Source organism: Burkholderia sp. MSMB0856, assembly GCF_001524645.2.
In the GTDB taxonomy this organism is placed as follows: Bacteria; Pseudomonadota; Gammaproteobacteria; order Burkholderiales; family Burkholderiaceae; genus Burkholderia; species Burkholderia diffusa.
Genome location: NZ_CP013429.1, coordinates 139,465 through 155,841, shown reverse-complemented (window position 1 = coordinate 155,841; position 16,377 = coordinate 139,465). Strand labels below are relative to the sequence as shown.

Sequence of the window (16,377 nt, the reverse complement as noted above, 5' to 3'; positions counted from 1 at the left end):
GATGCCGGCGAGGAACGTCGGCGTGCGGCCAGAAGCGGTCGCTAGATCCCGGCGCGTAAATCGTTGACAATCACAAAGACAAAGGCGCCCTCTCATGCAGGGCAACGCTTGGAGAGACGGCATGGAGAGTGGAAACGTATCGGCCATCATATCGGCCGTGTCGGGCATTAGTGGAGTGTTGCTCGGCAATTCGTTCGTCGCGATCAAGGAATGGCTGGTCAGCAAAACCAGACGTCAAAAGGATGCCGTCTACCTCGCGATCATCGTCGTATCGCATCTCGAGCGGATCGCAAACCGTTGCTTCTATGTCGCCTTGGACGATGGAACCGAACAGGGCCGTCCAGCTGGAGACGACAAAGAATACGTGCCTACCACCAAACCGCCCGAGTTCAAGCCGCTGGAACTGGACGTCGAGTGGAAGGTGCTCCCGCAGGATCTCATGTATGCGATATTGCGATTGCCAGACGAGCAGGCGCAGATCGAGAGTAGGCTGTGGGGCATCGACGAGTACAACGAGGACTTCCCCTTCCATACCGAATTCTTCTGGGTGCGGCGACGCGACTATGCCGAACTTTCGCTCCATGTGACAGCCCTTGCGAAACGCCTGCGCGCGTACGCGAAGCTACCGCCGGTCGCAGAACCGAAGCCTGGTGGATGGCACCGTGATCAGGAATTAAACGACATAATCAAGCGCATTGACGACGCGCGAGAGGCACATGAGCGGCGGGTCGCAACGAGTCCGATGGTGTGGCCCACCACAACGTAATGCGCTCAAGAATTATTCCTGAATCGACACTGCAAAACGGCGGTCTGGTAGACAGGAGCAAGAACGAAAATGAGTGATGCTCTCCCGAATTCAATCGATCTATACCGTGGACCGCTCTACAAATACAAGTCTCTGAGTGACAAGACGTTCGCACATACCGTCGAGATACTTCGCGACCACCGCATCTTCATCCCAAAGCCATCTCAGCTAAACGATGATCTCGAATGCAAGCCTGGGATGGTCATTGGCGACTTCGACGATCCGAACTACAGAGCAACGGTAGAGGCGTGGGTTAGGCGTTGTGTGCGGCACAGACCTGAGCAGCCGACCGAGGAGCAGATTCAGCACGAGCTTGCTCAACTGACGGTGGAACGACTTAAAGACCTCGCGGGACTGAGCGGCCCTGAGTACCATGCCGCGATCGATCGACAGGTGCGCATTCTGAGCATGGCAATAGCCCCAGACAACGATCACCTTTGGCAAGCGTATGCCGACGGTTACTCAGGGGTCTGCATCCAAATGCATCTCACCCCGTGGCTTAACGCCTACCGCGTGAAATACTGCGACGAGGTGCCGATTCTCGATCTGGCCGATGACGAATCATTTTGTGCTCTCGATATGACCGCGCTGCGCAAACGCTTAAAGTGGTCCTATGAAGGCGAGGCACGCATTATTTTGCAGGAGCCTGCGCTGCCCCACGATCCGACATTGGTCGACCAAAAACTGGCCTTTGACCCACGCAGAATCAAAGCAGTGGTTTTCGGATATCGCGTCGAACCGCACAAGCTTGCTGAGCTTCAATTGATCTTGCGGGGCCGCGGCGTACCTTTGTACATGGCATACGGGGGCGTCCCGCATCGTGCGTTGAAGTTGCGCGCGCTGGGAGCTTCCTAGCTATGACGTTGCACCGAAAAAATAATTTCACCGAGCGTCCGCTTCCGAGTGACTCGACTGTCCCTTGAGGGTCGACGAGCGACGACCACGAAAATCCACGAAGAGCCTTTTTTGCCCGTCCCGGTTCGATCGAGGATGGTTGCCCGCATGATCGTCCGAAGGCGTTCATCACCCTCCCCGGCCGGATCCACGCGTTGACATAGGAACTGATCGGTCCATATAATGATGGCAAATTGCAGGAGATCTCACCCATGGCACATCCGACCGGTCTTGGACGTCCGCGCGAATTCGAACTGGACGATGCCGCGCGCGACGCGATGCAAGTCTTCTGGGACCGCGGCTACGAAGGCGCGTCGCTGCCGGATCTGATTGCCGGCACCGGCTTGTCGCGGGGCAGCCTCTACAAGGCGTTCGGCGACAAGAAAGGGCTGCTGCTGGCGGCGCTGGACCTGTATATGGCCGACGGGCTCAAGGCAACCGCCGACATCCTGTCACAGCCGGGCACGGTGAAGGACGCCATTCGCGATTCGCTGCTGCGCTATGCGCGCCTTTCCGTCGGCGAGGCAGGCCGACGCGGATGCCTCGCGATCGCGATGACTACCGAAATGGCGGCCCGCGATCCGGATGTCGCGGAACGCACGGCACGCATGTTCCGGCGCTTGCAGCAGCTTTATGCCGGCGCGATCGTGCGCGGGCAGGCTAGCGGCGAGGTTGCCGAACGCGACGAACAGGCGCTCGCGCGTTTCCTGGTCTGTCAGGTCGAGGGAATGCGCGTGCTGGGCAAAACCGGCGTATCGGAAGCGGACATGCTCGCGCTCGTCGACAACACGATGCGCGTTCTCGATTAATTTTTTTGGCCAATTTGGAACTGATTGGTCCCATATGGAGGCTCACCCATGATCCGCAACGATTCCGTCTCGCCGGACCCGCGCCGCTGGGCAATGTTCTCGGTCCTGCTCGTCGGCGCATTCCTGCCTCCGCTGGACTTCTTCATCGTCAATGTCGCGCTGCCGTCGATCCGGGGGGAATTGGGCGCGTCGTCTTCGGCCGAGCAATTCGTCATCTCGTCGTACGCCGGCCTGTACGCCGTAACGCTGATTACCGGCGGGCGGCTGGGAGACCTGTTCGGGCGGGGACGCATGTTCTTTCTCGGACTGATCGGATTCGCGACGGCATCTGCGCTATGCGGCCTCGCGAGTTCGCCGTGGACACTGATCGCGGGCCGGGCGTTGCAGGGGCTGACGGCGGCCGTCATGGCGCCGCAGGCGCTCGCGTCGATCCAGGCGATCTTCCCCGAATCGGAAAAGCCGCTCGCGCTCAGCCTTTATGGCGCGGTCTTCGGGCTCGCCGCGGTCGTCGGGCAGGCACTGGGCGGCATCCTGATTTCGCTGAATCTGTTCAATCTCGGCTGGCGGACGATCTTCCTCGTCAACCTGCCGCTGGCGATCCTGGTCGTGCTGTTCGGCATCCCGCTGCTGAAGGAAACGCGCGCGCAGCATGCACGCAAGCTCGACCTCGGCGGCACGGCGCTGTCGATGGCAACGCTCGGCGCGCTGGTCGTGCCGTTGATCGAAGGGCGTGACGCAGGCTGGCCGCTATTGGCCTGGATGTCGCTGATGGCGGTACCGGCGCTCGCTTGGTTGTTCTGGCGCTACGAGAGCCGGCTCGCCCGCAGCGGCGGCGCCCCGCTGCTCGATCCGGCCGCGCTGCGCGCGCCGGGGCTGGGCCGCGCGCTGCTGATCGCGTTGTTGCTGTACTCGATCGGCGCGTTCTTCCTGCTGTTTTCGATCTATCTGCAAAGCGCGTTGCACGTCGATGCGCTGAGCGCGGGCCTCGTGTTCCTGCCGTTCGGCGTGGGCTTTCTGCTGGGGCCGCTGTCGACGCCGCACTGCTCACGCGTTCTCGGCGCGTACGTCAATCCGTTCGGCATGGGCCTCGAGGTCGTCGGCCTCGTCGGCCTGGCCTGGTTGATCGCCGCGACGCCGCTCGGCATGCCGCTCGCCACGATCCCGCTTGCCGCCGTTCTGTTCATCATCGGTTTCGGGCAAGGGCTCGCGCTGCCGACGCTGATGCGAATGGTCACAGGCCGTGTCGCACCAGCGCTGTCGGGGATGATCGCCGGCATCGCCAGTTCGACCCTGCAGGTGAGCACGTCGCTCAGCGTCGCGATCATCGGCGGAATTTTCTATACGGTCCTCGGCTCGCGTAAGGATCCCGCTGCGATCGCGCACGCGTTCATCGTCGCGATTCTCGGTATCGCGTTCTTCCTGAGCATCGGCGCGGGATTGGGCATCTCGCTCGGACGGACACCCGCGGGGCGCCCCGCTACCCGTCCCCACGCCCGAACGACGTTCGGCACCGAACGCAACCGGCCGTGATGCAGGCCTTGACCTGCAACGGTTCGTGCGGCACGTCGCATGAAAGCCGCCTGTTCCGTCAGTCCAACTGGAGAATGCGCATGGACTTCATCGTTTCCTGTCGCCGAGCCGCGGGCACGCGGTTCGATTCCCGCTACTACGCCGAGCAGCACATTCCACTGGTGGAGAAAGCATAGAAGCCGTATGGGCTCGAATACATCGACGCATTCTTCCCGTCACGGGAAGACAGCGAACTGATCGCCGTGGCCATGTGCCGTTTCCGGGATCGGGCGGCGCTGGATGCCGCGTTCGCGTCCGCGGAGACGGCGAGCGTCATGGCCGATATCGACGCGTTCACCGACATCGAACCGGATCGGTGCATCACGGAGGTGTTCGCGCGCTCGGCGTAACCTTCGATCGTGTTCCGGCGCCCTCGCTCGCGTGCGCGACGGCGCCGGCAGCCCTGCGCAATGCCTGTCTCGTCAGAGCAGCCCCATCATCGACGCCTTGAGCGTCGCCGCGGCGCGCGTCGAACATTCGAGCTTGCGAAACGCGTTCTCGACATGGGTTCGCACCGTGCTCGGACTCACGTTCAGCACCTGTGCGACCTCCTTGTTACTTGCGCCTCGCGAAATCGCGCGCAGCACGTCGATTTCCCGCGCGGACAGGCGCGGGCCGTCATGCGGCGCGCGACTCGCGACACGCGTGACGGCGGATGCGCCCTCCGTCAGCAGCGCGCTCACCGCTTCCCCACAAAGCCGGCCGCACGCGACTTCTGCCTGCAACACGTTCGCGGCGGCGGCGACGCTCAACGCCGCGCGCCATGGACGCGCCGAGCGCAATGCGACCCACGCCACCGACGCCGCCAGCCTTAGCGCATGCACGACGCCGCGAGCTTCCCGACCGCGATCACCGCCTGCTCGATCTCCGACGACCACGGGCTGCTGTAGTTCAGCCGGATGAAGTTCCGGTAGTTGTCGGTGATCGAGAACATGTAGCCGGGGCCGATCGTGATTCCCTGCTCCAGCGCGAGCTGATACAGCCGCATCGCGTCGACCTGCACCGGCAACTCGACCCACAGCACGTAGCCGCCGGCCGGGCTCGAGATGCGCGTGCCTTCCGGGAAGAATCGCGACACCATCGCGCGCATCAGGTTCGCCTGCTGTGCATATGCCTTGCGCAAGCGTCGCAGGTGATGCTCGTAGCCGTCGCGTTCGAGAAACTCGGCGATCGCGAGCTGCGGCAGCGACGGCGTGGCCAGCGTGTTCAGGAACTTCAGCTTCTCGACCTGATCGCGATAGCGGCCCGGCAGCGCCCAGCCGACCCGGTAAGCCGCCGTCAGGCTCTTCGAGAACGATGCGCAATGCAGCACGATCCCGTTGCGATCGTAGGACTTCAGCGCGCTCGGATGCGACTCGCCGAAATACAGTTCGTTATACACACCGTTCTCGATGAGCGGCATGTCGACGCGGGTCGCGAATTCCACCAGTTCGCGCTTGCGCTCGTCGGGCATCTGGAAGCCCAGCGGATTCTGGAAATTCGGCATCACCATGCACGCGGCGATCGGCTGCGACTTTGCGATCGCCGCCAGCGCGGCGATATCGATCCCGTATTCCGGATGCGTCGCGACCTCGATCGCCTTCATCCCCATCCGCTCGATCGCGTGCAGCATCGCGTAGAACGTCGGCGACTCGACCGCGATCGTGTCGCCCGGTTTCGCGACCGCCTGCAGGCACAGGTTGATCGCCTCGGTCGCGCCGACCGTCACGATAATCTCGTTCGGATCGACCGACATCCCGTTTTCCAGGTAGCGTCGTGCGATCTGCCGGATCAGACGCGGATGGCCGGGCGGCAGCCCGTCGGTCACGCCCCACAGCGACTTGTCCCGGCCGGCCGCATACGCGTAGCGGTTCAGCTTCTCGAACGGAAAGAGGCTCGGGTCCGGATACGGCGAACCGAGCGGCACCGCGTCGTCGGTGCCGATCGAGCGCAGCGTTGACAGCACGAGCCGGCTCATGTCCACCGACGACGAAATCGCGATCGGCTTCGACGGCCGCAGCTCGCGCACCGGCGCGTGGTTGTCGTCGCGTCGCAGGTTCACGAAGTAGCCCGACTGCGGACGGCTTTCCAGCAACCCGCGGCTTTCGAGCAGCAGATATGCGTGCAGCACGGTCGTGATGCTGATCCGGTGCTGCTGGCTCGCCTGCCGCACCGACGGGATCCGGTCTCCGTGCCGGTACACGCCCTGGCGGATCAGGCGTTCGATGTCGTCCGCGAGTTTTTCGTAGAGCTTCATCGCGTGCTCCCCGCCGCCCTGCGCCTGCGAGACGCCGCCCCGCGCACGCCCGATCCGCGCATGTGCCGCCCGCCAGCCGGACTGTCGTAATGCCTGATTGTTCCCTCCGGTTTTGCCTTTTCCATCGCCGTGGCTCGCTTTTGAAGATGCGCCGTCAGGCCCGTGATGTCTGGGTCTGCGGCACTGTGCACTTGATGATGGAATCGTAAAAGCAGAACAGTTGAGACGGAGTACACACATCGGATATGCACATAAGAGTACAGTTCGGCGCGAATTCGCGACTTCGGGCGAACTGTACGTCTTACGAATTTGGTGCGGGGAGCGGCGATCGGAGACCCGTGCGACGTGACGCGCAGCGCTCCGGTGCTGGCTGGTCATGTCCGGCCGGCCCGACAGGAAAAGGTCGAGGCGGCCCGAGCTGTACCGCCAGGAACATGACACCAGAGCGGCGGGGCGTGCCGCACGGGCGTCAGCAAGTCGACCGATGAAGGGCTTGGGGCGAAATGCGGACGCTGACCGGTAGAGCGACGCGGTGCGGCTGTTCGCCTGTGCCCGGTGCGAGCATCGACGCCCGTCTGCCCGATACGGGGAGCGAGCCGGCAGCCTTCGCCGCTGCGCGCTGCGCCGTGGCGACCCTGGACGAAGCGCTGCCGCAACGTTGCCGGCGCAAGCGGCGCACGTCAGATCGACCCGAACAGCGCGCGCGGCCGGTCCTTCAGCGTGCCGGCCAGAATCCGCAGCCCGTTCACAAGTTCGTCGCGCGTCGCCGGGCACGCCAGGTTGATGCGCACGCCGTGCTCGATTTCGGCGCGATCGACCGCGAACGTCGACGACGGCATCACGATCACGCCACGCGCCTTCGCGTTCGCGGCGAAGTCGTCGGCACGCCACGGCGGCGGCAGCCGCAGCCACACGAACATGCACGCGGGATCAGACTTCAGCTGACCGGCCGGCAGCAGCTCCCGCGCCAGATCGACGCGCGCGCGGATCTCCGCCAATTGCGCGCTCATGATCCGCTCGGCCGTGCCGTTCTCGATCCACACCGTTGCGATCAGCATCGACGTCGGCGCGGGCATCCATGCTGTGGTGCGCACCGCTTCCGCGCACAGCGCGACGCTGTCGCGCGGGCAACTCAGGTAACCGAGACGCAGCCCGGGGGCGAGAATCTTCGACGTCGCGCCGATATGAAACGTGAGCTCCGGACACAGCCCCGCGATTGCCGGCAGCCGGTCGCGCACGAGCGGCCCGTACACGTCGTCCTCGATGATCGTCACGTGATGGCGGCGCGCGACGTCGACGAGCGCCATGCGGCGCGCGAGGCTCATCGTCGTCACGGTCGGGTTCTGCAGGTTCGGCACGACGAAGATCGCCTTGACGGGCATACGCTGGCAGATCCGCTCGATCTCGTCGGGCAGCAGGCCGTCGTCGTCGGCCGGCGCACTGACGATCTCGAACTGGAACACCGGCGCGAGCGCCTTCAGCCCGTAATACGTGAGCCGGTCGGCGACGATCACGCCGTCGGTGCCGATCAGGCTGTTCAGCACCGCGTAGAGCCCATGCTGCGCGCCGCTCGTCACGACCACCTGGTCACGCGACGGCGTGAAGCCCGGCGCGGCAAGCCACTGCGCGCCCGCGGCGCGCGCCCAGTCGGGGCCTTGCGGCGGCTGGTATTCCTGCAGCGACGCGAAACGCGGATCGGCCGCCAAGGTGCCGAACGTCTGCGCGAGACTCGCCAGGAATTCGCCGGTCGCCGGCCGGTTCACCGTCAGGTCGATCACCCCGCCGCCCGCCGCGAGCGATGCACGGGCCGGCTCGATGCTCGGCATCGCGCCGCCGGTGACGAGCGAACCGCGCCGCTTGCTGCCGATCACGAGGCCACGCAGCTGCAGTTCCTTGTAGGCGCGCGATACGGTCGACACGTTGATGCCGAGCTCGGTCGCGAGCTGGCGCTGCGGCGGCAGACGGCTGCCTGGCGGGTACATGCCGTTGCGGATTTCCGCCTCGATCGAACTCGATACCTCGACATAGGTCGGCCGCTTTGCCTGCGCCGGCCCATCATCGTCGCGCGCTCCGGAAAGTTTGTCTGCTGCCATGTATCGTTCGCACCCACACAAAAAACGTTTGTCTGCCGTCTAAATCCGTCCAGCGATTGTATATGACATCCCCTTCAGGTCAACCATCTGCCGAAAGGTCTATCGAATCAGCCAGTTGGAATCGGGTAAACGCTAGCGCCACACAATCTATTTTTGATTGCACACAAAAATTTACTGTGTGATTCTTGATCCCATCTTTGTGTGAATCAGGTGCGGTGAAGGAGAGGCGTCATGGCGGACATCGCCATCGTGGGTGCAGGCTTCATCGGGCTCGGCGCGGCGGCATGGCTGCAGCGCGACGGGCACCGCGTCACGCTGTTCGATCCGGCCGGCGTGGGGCACGGTGCGTCGTTCGGCAACGCCGCAACGTTCGCGCCATATGGCTGCGTGCCGGTGAACGGCCCGTCCGTGTTCCGCGACATGCCGCACTTCCTGTTCGCCGCAGACAGCCCGCTGCGCATCCGCTGGCCGTACCTGCTGCGCGGCGCGCCGTGGCTCGCGCGGTTTCTCGTCGCATCGACGCCGGCGCACCACGCGCGCAGCGCGGGCGCGCTGGCCGCGCTGCTGTCGCGCGCCGCCGACGGCTATGCGCCGCTGCTCGCCCCGTCGCGGCTCGCGGCATTCGTGCGGCCGCGCGAATGCCTGTACTTGTATGCACGGCAGGCGTCGTTTGACGCGGCGCAACCGTCGCTCGCACTGCGGCGCCGGCTCGGCGTGCCGTTCGACACGCTCGACGCGGACGCGATCCGCCGGCTCGAGCCCGCGCTCGCGCCGATCTTCACGCGCGGCGTGCTGTTCCACGGAAGCTGGCATTTCTCCGACCCGTGCGGGTTTCTCGGCGAACTGTTCGCGCATCTGGCAACCGGCGGCGCGACGCTCGAACGCACGCAGGTCGACCGGATCGAGCCCGTCGGCGACGGCGTGAACCTTCATGCAGGCGGTGCGGTGCGTCCCTTCGATCATGTGGTGATTGCCGCCGGCGCCCGCTCGCGCGCGTTCGCCGCCGCGTGCGGCGACACCGTGCCGCTCGATACCGAGCGCGGCTATCACGTGCAGTTCGCCGCGCATGAGCAGATCGTCACGCGGCCGGTCGGCTGGGCCGAGCGCGGGTTCTACATGACGCCGCTCGACGAAGGATTGCGCGCGGCCGGCACCGTCGAACTCGGCGGCTTCGACGCCGGCATGAACCGCTCGCTGGTCGCGCTGCTCACGCGTTCCGCGCGCGAGGCGCTGCCGTCGCTCGGCGCGCCGACGCGAAGCTGGCTCGGCTTTCGGCCCACGCTGCCGGACGGCGTGCCGGTGATCGGCCGCGCACGGCGCAGCGAGCGCGTGATCCACGCATTCGGCCACCAGCATCTCGGCGTCACGCTCGCCGGCATCACCGGGCGGATCGTCGCCGATCTCGTCGCGCAACGCGCGCCGCCGCTGGATCTCACGCCATACCGGGCCGCGCGATTCTGACGCGCGCCACGATTTCCACCACTGCAAGGAGGCATCATGAATCGTCGTAACTGGCTGGCATGGCTGGCCGTCTGTTCGCTCGGCACGGCCGCTTCCGCATACGGCGCCGACCCGGAAACCGTCAAGATCGGCTTCGCCGGCCCGTTGACGGGGCCGGTCGCGCGCGTCGGCAAGGATCTTCAATACGGCGCACAACTCGCACTCGACGAGGAGAACGCAAAACACCCGACCATCGGCGGCAAGCCGGTGCGCTTCGTGCTCGACGTGCAGGACGACCAGGCCGATCCACGCATCGCGATCCAGGTCGGGCAGAAGCTCGTCGACGACGGCGTGGTCGGCGTGATCGGCCACTACAACTCGGGCTGCAGCATCCCCGCGTCGGCCGTCTACAAGCAGGCGAACGTCGCGATGATCACGCCCGGCTCGACCAATCCGCAATTGACGATGCAGGGCTTCAAGAACGTGTTCCGCACGATGGGGCACGACGGTGTCGGCGGCGTGGTCGCCGGCCGTTTCGCGGTCGAGCAGCTGAAGGCGAAGCGCATCGGCATCATCGACGACCGCACCGCCTTCGGCCAGGGGCTTGCCGACGCTTTCGAGAAAGGCGTGAAGGACGCACACGGCAGCATCGTCGGCCGCGAATACACGAACGACAAGGCCGTCGATTTCCGCGGCATCCTGACGACGATGAAGAGCAACAACGTCGACCTGCTGTTCTTCGGCGGCCTCGACGAACAGGGCGCGATGCTCGTCAAGCAGATGCGCTCGCTCGGCATCCGCGCGCAACTGTTCGGCGCCGGCGCGTTGAAAAGCAATGCATTCCTGAAGATCGCCGGCAACGCGGGCGAAGGCACGCAGGATCTCGAGCCGGGCCCGGCGCTCGACAAGTTGCCGTCCGCCATCGCGTTCGCGCAGCGCTACAAGGCGCGTTTCAACCAGGACGTCGAGCTGTATGCGCCGTTCGCGTACGACGCGGCGCTCGCGATGATTGCGGCGATCCGCAAGGCGGATTCGGTCGACCGCGGCAAGGTCGTCGCGAGCCTGCCGGGCGTGTCGGTGACGGGCGTGACGGGGAAGATCTCGTTCGACGAGCGCGGCGACCTGATCAAGCCGCCCTACACGCTGTTCCGCGTTGAACAGGGGCAGTGGCACAGCATTCGCACGGTCGGCGGCGCGTCGAACTGATCGACGCCGGGCAGCCCGGCAATGGGCGGCGTCATCGCTCCGCCTGTTGCCGCTGCACCTCCTGCGCTTTCATCTGCAGATACGCGCCGCGCTCGACTTCGTGCAGTTGCTTCGGATACTGCTCGGTCGCGTCGAACCAGCGCGCAAGGCGCTGGTCGAGCGGCTTGTCGAGCGTCGCGAGATACGTGTCGATCGCGAGGTAGTAGCGCATCGTGTTGCGCTCCAGCAATCCGCGCACGCCGCCGATGTACTGCGGCTGCGCCGCCGATGCGCCGCTGGCTGCCGTGAACCCGACCTTGTCGCTGCCGACCGTCGAGAGGTAGGTCTTCATCGCCATGCGGCCGACCGCGCCGAAGCCGTACGAATACGTGAGGTGCAGGAACGTGCGCGATCCGCCGACCGGCACCGCTTCCAGCACGATCCGGTAGTCCTTCGTGCCCATCGGGCCGCTGTCGGCAGCCAGGTCGACCTGGAAATAGTCGGGCGTCGCAGCGGCCACGCGGTAGCGGAACTGCACGCGATAGGTATCCGACAGCTTCTGCTCGATCTTGCGGCCGAGGTTCACGTCGAGCACCGGGCCGTCGCTGCCGGTCGACGCACGACAGTACTTCGTGTTCAGGTGCAGGATCAGCACCGCGCACCAGTTCGCGGGGCCTTGCGCGGGGTCGTTGAGCTTGCCGTTCACGACGGAGAACGGATAGTCGACGACGGCATAGATGTCGCCCTTCAGCGACGAAGACGCCTCGGACGATTCGAGGTACAGCGGGCGATGGAACGAGTTGTTCTTCAGTTGCTCGCCGAGGCTGTGATAGCGGTCGAGCAGCGCCGCCGCGCCGTCCGCGCCGAACGACAGCGCGCTCCAGCCGAGGCACACGGCCGCGACGAGCGCATGCCATGCGCGGCGCGCGTAGCGCGGTGCTTGCGGATGTTCGGATGTCTCCATTCTTGTGCTCCAGCGGGGGCGCGGTGGTCGCGCACATGGTTCACAGAATACGCCGACCGCTATCGACCACGCTTCACCGGCACCGGCAGTTGCGCGGCAGTGATCCGGATCAGCGTCGACAGCCATTCGCGGTCGTCCCAGCGCTCTCCTCCGATGACGAGATGCGGCTTCGCGGTCGGATACGGTGGCGCTTCGCCGCAGGTGCCGAGAAACGCACGCCCGTCAGGCGTCGGCTTGACGAACAACCGGTCGTCGCACACCAGCGCGACCATCTTGCCGTCGCAGTAGATGCCGTATTCGCCGAACATCTTGCGCGCCGACACGGCGCCCGCCGCAGCCATCTGCTCGACGACGAAATCGACGGTTCCCTGACTCGATGCCATCCATCCGCTCCGTTACCGAATAACCCTTCTGACCGTCACCGACGCGGTGCCGTTCCGTTCGAATCTCACGCGATCACGCGTGCGCCCTGCTCATTTGTCAGCCGAAAACGCACTCGACATCTGCCGCGCCCGCTTCACGTCGTCCCCGTGCAGATAGATCGACGTCGTCGAGATCGACGCATGCCGCAGGTTGTCGCGCACCGTCGTCAGCTCCGCGCCGCGCGCGAGCGCATGCGTCGCATGCGTATGACGCATCCAGTGCGGGCTCGCCTGGCGCAGCTTCTGCGCGAGCGCGGGGTTGTCGTCATCGACGAGCGCGGCGGTCTGCGTGAAGAAACGCTGCATCACCTTCCACAGCCGCACGCTCGTGATCCCGGCCGCCCCGTCTTCCGCAAGGCTCGGAATCAGCGGCGTATCCGGCCGCCAGCGCACCGGCGTCACCGGCAGCCGCCGCGCGACCAGATGACGATCGAGCGCCCTGCGCGCGAGCGGCGGCAGCGCGACGCGCGCGGCCTTGCTGCCCTTGCCGATCACTTTCAGCCACGCATCGCCGTGCGCGTCCGTTTCGATGTCGCCGAGCGTCGCGCCGACCAGTTCGCTCGCGCGCAGCCCGGTCGCATAGCCGAAATCGAGGATGAAGCGCAGCCGTTGCGCGGCCGCCGGCGTCCAGCCGGACTGCGGTGCGCCGGACGGCTTGTCCTTGCGAAACTCGAGCCCGTCCGCGATCGTGCGCACGAGCAGCCACTCGCCTTCGGTGAACGCATGCGACGTGTCCAGCGCATTCGCCCCGCGCGTGTCGCGCACCTTGACGCCCGCGAACGGATTCGCGAGCAGGTAGCGCTGCTCGATCAGCCAGCGGAACAGCGCGCCAAGGACCGACAGCGTGTACGCGGCCGAACGCGCGGACAATCCGCCCGAAAACGGCCGCCAGTCCGGCGCGCCGCGCGGCCGCACCGGGCCGATCCAGCGTTCGTGCGGCGTCGGGTTGCGCACGAACGCGCGATACGCGACCGCATCCTCGGTAGTCAGCGACGACAGCGCGCGCCCGCGCTCGACGATCGCCCACAGGATCAGGCGCTCGGCCTCCTTGCGGTACGCGCGGCGCGTCGCGGCCGATTCGTGCAGCGACAGCCAAGCGTGCACGGCGGCGTAATCGTTGTCCGCGTCGAGCGTGCTGGTCGCGCGCGGCGCGCGGAACGTGCCGGCCGACCCGTCGACCTCGTGCGGCAGCTTCAGTTGCTCCCACGGCACGATGGCGCTGCGCGGCGTCGCGGCGATCAGCGCGCGCGCCCGCTCGGTCAGGTCCGGATGCGCGGAAAAGAACGCCTCGATATGCCGCGCGCTCGCCATGCCGAGCCCCGCTATTGCGCGCCACCACTGACGCCGCCGCGGAATCCGCACGGTCAGGTCGGCCAGCGTCGCGATCCCGTGCGCACGCAGCGCGACGACCGCGCGTGCGGGCAGCCACAAGCCGATGTCATCGCTGATCTGCGGCACCGGCGCGCGCGCATGGCGCAGCATGCCGATCGCATCGGTCGCGGCCCTCGCCATCTGGACGCGCGCGCTGTCGGCATGCGCGAGCTGCTCCGCGAGATCGGGCCGCCCGACCTGCCGCGCGACGCGCACGAGGCGGCGACGAATTCCACCGATCACGCCGCGCGCCGACCGCCGTTCGCCGAGCCGGTCGGGCAGATAGCGTTCGACCGCCTGACGCACGGTCATGCCCGCGTACCACGCGCGCAGCGCGGCCAGTTCGTCGGCGTCGGGGAAGCCTGCTGGTGCAGGCGTGGAATCGGAGGAAGGCGGTAAGGCGAGGCGCGGTGTCATGGGCGCCAGTTTGACAGAACTGCGGACGCTCGAAAACGCCCGGCGCGCTGCAAGATGCGTGCGCGACGCCGGCGGCGACCGGCATCGCGCACGAACGCTCAGCCCGTCACGGGCGTGCGCCGCACCTCTGACAGATAGATCAGGATCAGCGACACCCACACGATCCCGTACAGGAACATGAAGCAGGTCGTGCGCACGCGCAGCAGGTCGAGCAGCAGGCCGAACAGGATCGGCAGCAGGAAGCCGCCGAGCCCGCCCGCGAGGCCGACGATGCCCGTGACGACACCCATGTTGTCCGGGAAATCGTCGGCGACGTACTTGAAGGTCGACGCCATCCCGAACGCGAACACCGCACCGAGCACGAAGGTCAGCGCGACGAAGCCTGCCACCGGCATCGACAGATTCAGCGACGCGGTGCCGTCGATCGTGTGAATCACGAAGTCGGTCGCCGGATACGACAGCAGGAACAGGCAGATCCACGCGACCCACAGCCCCCACCAGGTGACCGCATGCGCGCCGAAGCGGTCGGACAGCGCGCCGCCGAGCGCGCGCAGCACGGAGCCCGGCAGCGAGAAGCCGGCCGCGAACGCGGAGGCCATCACGAGCGACATCCCGTATTCGCTTTTCAGGTACTGCGGGATCCACAGCGACAGCGCGGTGAAGCCGCCGAACGTGATCGAGTAGTACTGGCAGAGCCGCCACACGCGCGGATCGCGCAGCACCTTGAACGCGTCGAGCATCGATCCGCCCCGTTTGCCCGCACCCGGATCCGGCGCCGACGCGACCCAGAAGATCGCCGCCGTGACGAGCAATGCAACCGCGTAGACGCGCGGCACGAAACGCCAGCCATACGCGGACAGCAGCAGTGGCGTGACGAACAGGTTGACCGCCGCGCCGCACGTGCCCGCACCGAACACGCCCATCGCGAGCCCGCGCCGCTTCGGCGGGAAGAAGCGCGCGACGTACGGCGTGCCGACCGCGAACGACGCGCCGACGCAGCCGAGGAACAGCCCGATCACGAGGAACTGCCAGAGCTGCGTCGCATAGCTGACGATGTAGACGGGAATCGCGCATACGACGAGCAGCACCGTCATCACCATGCGGCCGCCGAAGCGGTCGGTCCACGTACCGAGCGGCAAGCGCATCAGCGCGCCGGTCAGCACGGGCGTCGCAGTGAGCAGCCCGAATTCCGTGCTGTTCAGGCCAAGATCGGTGCGCAGTTGCACACCGAGCACGCCGAACATCATCCACACGACGAAACACACCATGAACGCGAGCGTGCTCGCTGCCAGCACTGACCACGCACGCAGCGGGGTGGCCTGCGTGTCCGCGGCCAGGCCAACGTTACCTTGTTGAGTTGCCATACGAAAAACCTCGTTTCATTGGACGAGCGGCCCGTTCGCGCCGTCGAAGGTCACGCCTTCGACCCGCGCGCCGCCCGCGAGTATCGCCACGTACTGCCGCATCGCCCGCTGCCGCACGCGTTCCGACAGGTACGCGGCGATCTGGCCGGCGGCCTCGTCGAACGGCACCGCGTCGCCCGGCACGCGGCGCTCGATGCGCACGATGTGGAAGCCGAAGCGGGTATTGACGAGCTTCGGCAGCACGCCGAGCCCGTCCGTGTCGAACAGCGCGGCCTCGAATTCCGGCACGGTGTCGCCGCGCAGGAGCTGTCCGAGGCTGCCGCCGACTTGCGCCGACGGACAGTTCGACGACGCGCGCGCGACCGCTTCGAACGTGTCGGGTGCGGCCACCACGTCGGCGAGCGCGCGTTCCGCGCGCTGCCGCAGCGGGGCGAGCGGCACGCGGTCGGTCACCGCGAACAGCACGTGGCTCGCATACACGATGTCGTTGCGGCGAAAGCGCGCCGGATGCTGCGCGTAATAGCGCTCGCAATCGGCGCGATCCGGTTCGGGCACGTGCGTCAGCTCGCGTTCGAGCAACGCGTCGACCGCCGCGTCGCCGAGCGGCGCGCCTGCGTCGATCAGCGCGAGCGACACCGCGCGCTGCCGCAGCAATTCGCGCACCGCGAGCGCATGCCGTGCCGCGTCGAGCGGATCGGGCGCGTCGCCGTGATGCGCGGCCTCGGCCGCGATGGCCGCCTCGTCGATCGCAACGCCGTTGATCGTCAGCGGCACCGTCGCGACTTCGGGGAGAACGTCGTTCATACGG

13 protein-coding genes and 1 pseudogene are annotated in these 16,377 nt (G+C 66.3%); 6 read left to right on the top strand and 8 right to left on the bottom strand.

Annotation, left to right across the window (positions count from 1 at the left end; genetic code table 11):
- Positions 1-94: 94 nt before the first annotated feature.
- From WS87_RS29365 to WS87_RS29350, 4 genes are all read left to right on the top strand, one after another.
- Complete coding sequence (locus WS87_RS29365) at positions 95-766, top strand: hypothetical protein (RefSeq protein WP_236873295.1); 672 nt, start codon at positions 95-97, stop codon at positions 764-766.
- A 69-nt stretch (positions 767-835) separates the two neighbouring features.
- Positions 836-1,660 (top strand): DUF2971 domain-containing protein, encoded by an 825-nt coding sequence (locus WS87_RS29360; RefSeq protein ID WP_159085719.1) that lies wholly within the window; start codon positions 836-838, stop codon positions 1,658-1,660.
- Positions 1,661-1,911: 251 nt separating this feature from the next.
- Complete coding sequence (locus tag WS87_RS29355) at positions 1,912-2,508, top strand: TetR/AcrR family transcriptional regulator (RefSeq protein WP_059817136.1); 597 nt, start codon at positions 1,912-1,914, stop codon at positions 2,506-2,508.
- A gap of 48 nt (positions 2,509-2,556) precedes the next feature.
- A complete protein-coding gene (locus tag WS87_RS29350; protein WP_059817138.1) occupies positions 2,557-4,038 on the top strand; it encodes an MFS transporter in 1,482 nt (493 codons plus the stop codon).
- A gap of 461 nt (positions 4,039-4,499) precedes the next feature.
- On the opposite strand, the pseudogene WS87_RS29340 reads toward WS87_RS29350, so the two are convergent.
- The 3 genes and pseudogenes from WS87_RS29340 to WS87_RS29325 form a co-directional block, all read right to left on the bottom strand.
- Positions 4,500-4,943 (bottom strand): annotated as a pseudogene (locus tag WS87_RS29340) (response regulator transcription factor); the annotation flags it as partial.
- Positions 4,889-6,313 (bottom strand): aminotransferase-like domain-containing protein, encoded by a 1,425-nt coding sequence (locus WS87_RS29335; RefSeq protein WP_059817142.1) that lies wholly within the window; start codon positions 6,311-6,313, stop codon positions 4,889-4,891. The gene WS87_RS29335 and the pseudogene WS87_RS29340, both read right to left, overlap by 55 nt.
- A 680-nt stretch (positions 6,314-6,993) precedes the next feature.
- Positions 6,994-8,406 (bottom strand): aminotransferase-like domain-containing protein, encoded by a 1,413-nt coding sequence (locus WS87_RS29325; protein ID WP_059817144.1) that lies wholly within the window; start codon positions 8,404-8,406, stop codon positions 6,994-6,996.
- A 231-nt stretch (positions 8,407-8,637) separates the two neighbouring features.
- Between WS87_RS29325 and WS87_RS29320 the strand changes: the two genes are divergently transcribed.
- The gene (locus WS87_RS29320) at positions 8,638-9,867 is read left to right on the top strand and encodes an NAD(P)/FAD-dependent oxidoreductase (RefSeq protein ID WP_059817147.1); all 1,230 of its coding nucleotides are present in this window, start codon (positions 8,638-8,640) and stop codon (positions 9,865-9,867) included.
- Between the two features lie 36 nt (positions 9,868-9,903).
- The gene (locus WS87_RS29315) at positions 9,904-11,052 is read left to right on the top strand and encodes a branched-chain amino acid ABC transporter substrate-binding protein (RefSeq protein WP_059817149.1); all 1,149 of its coding nucleotides are present in this window, start codon (positions 9,904-9,906) and stop codon (positions 11,050-11,052) included.
- A 31-nt stretch (positions 11,053-11,083) separates the two neighbouring features.
- Here the strand turns inward: WS87_RS29315 and WS87_RS29310 are convergent, their stop codons facing one another.
- The 5 genes from WS87_RS29310 to WS87_RS29290 form a co-directional block, all read right to left on the bottom strand.
- Entirely contained in the window at positions 11,084-11,995 is a 912-nt protein-coding gene (locus WS87_RS29310; protein WP_059817151.1) for a hypothetical protein, read from the bottom strand.
- 59 nt (positions 11,996-12,054) lie between these two features.
- The gene (locus tag WS87_RS29305; protein ID WP_059817153.1) at positions 12,055-12,378 is read right to left on the bottom strand and encodes a TfoX/Sxy family protein; all 324 of its coding nucleotides are present in this window, start codon (positions 12,376-12,378) and stop codon (positions 12,055-12,057) included.
- A 90-nt stretch (positions 12,379-12,468) separates the two neighbouring features.
- Positions 12,469-14,205 carry a site-specific integrase gene (locus WS87_RS29300; protein ID WP_059817155.1) on the bottom strand — a complete coding sequence of 579 codons (1,737 nt, stop codon included), beginning with the start codon at positions 14,203-14,205 and terminating at the stop codon, positions 12,469-12,471.
- A gap of 98 nt (positions 14,206-14,303) precedes the next feature.
- The gene (locus tag WS87_RS29295) at positions 14,304-15,569 is read right to left on the bottom strand and encodes an MFS transporter (protein WP_059817157.1); all 1,266 of its coding nucleotides are present in this window, start codon (positions 15,567-15,569) and stop codon (positions 14,304-14,306) included.
- A 15-nt stretch (positions 15,570-15,584) separates the two neighbouring features.
- Positions 15,585-16,373: a peptidylprolyl isomerase gene (locus WS87_RS29290; RefSeq protein WP_059817159.1), complete on the bottom strand. Its 789-nt coding sequence runs from the start codon at positions 16,371-16,373 to the stop codon at positions 15,585-15,587.
- Positions 16,374-16,377: the final 4 nt, after the last annotated feature.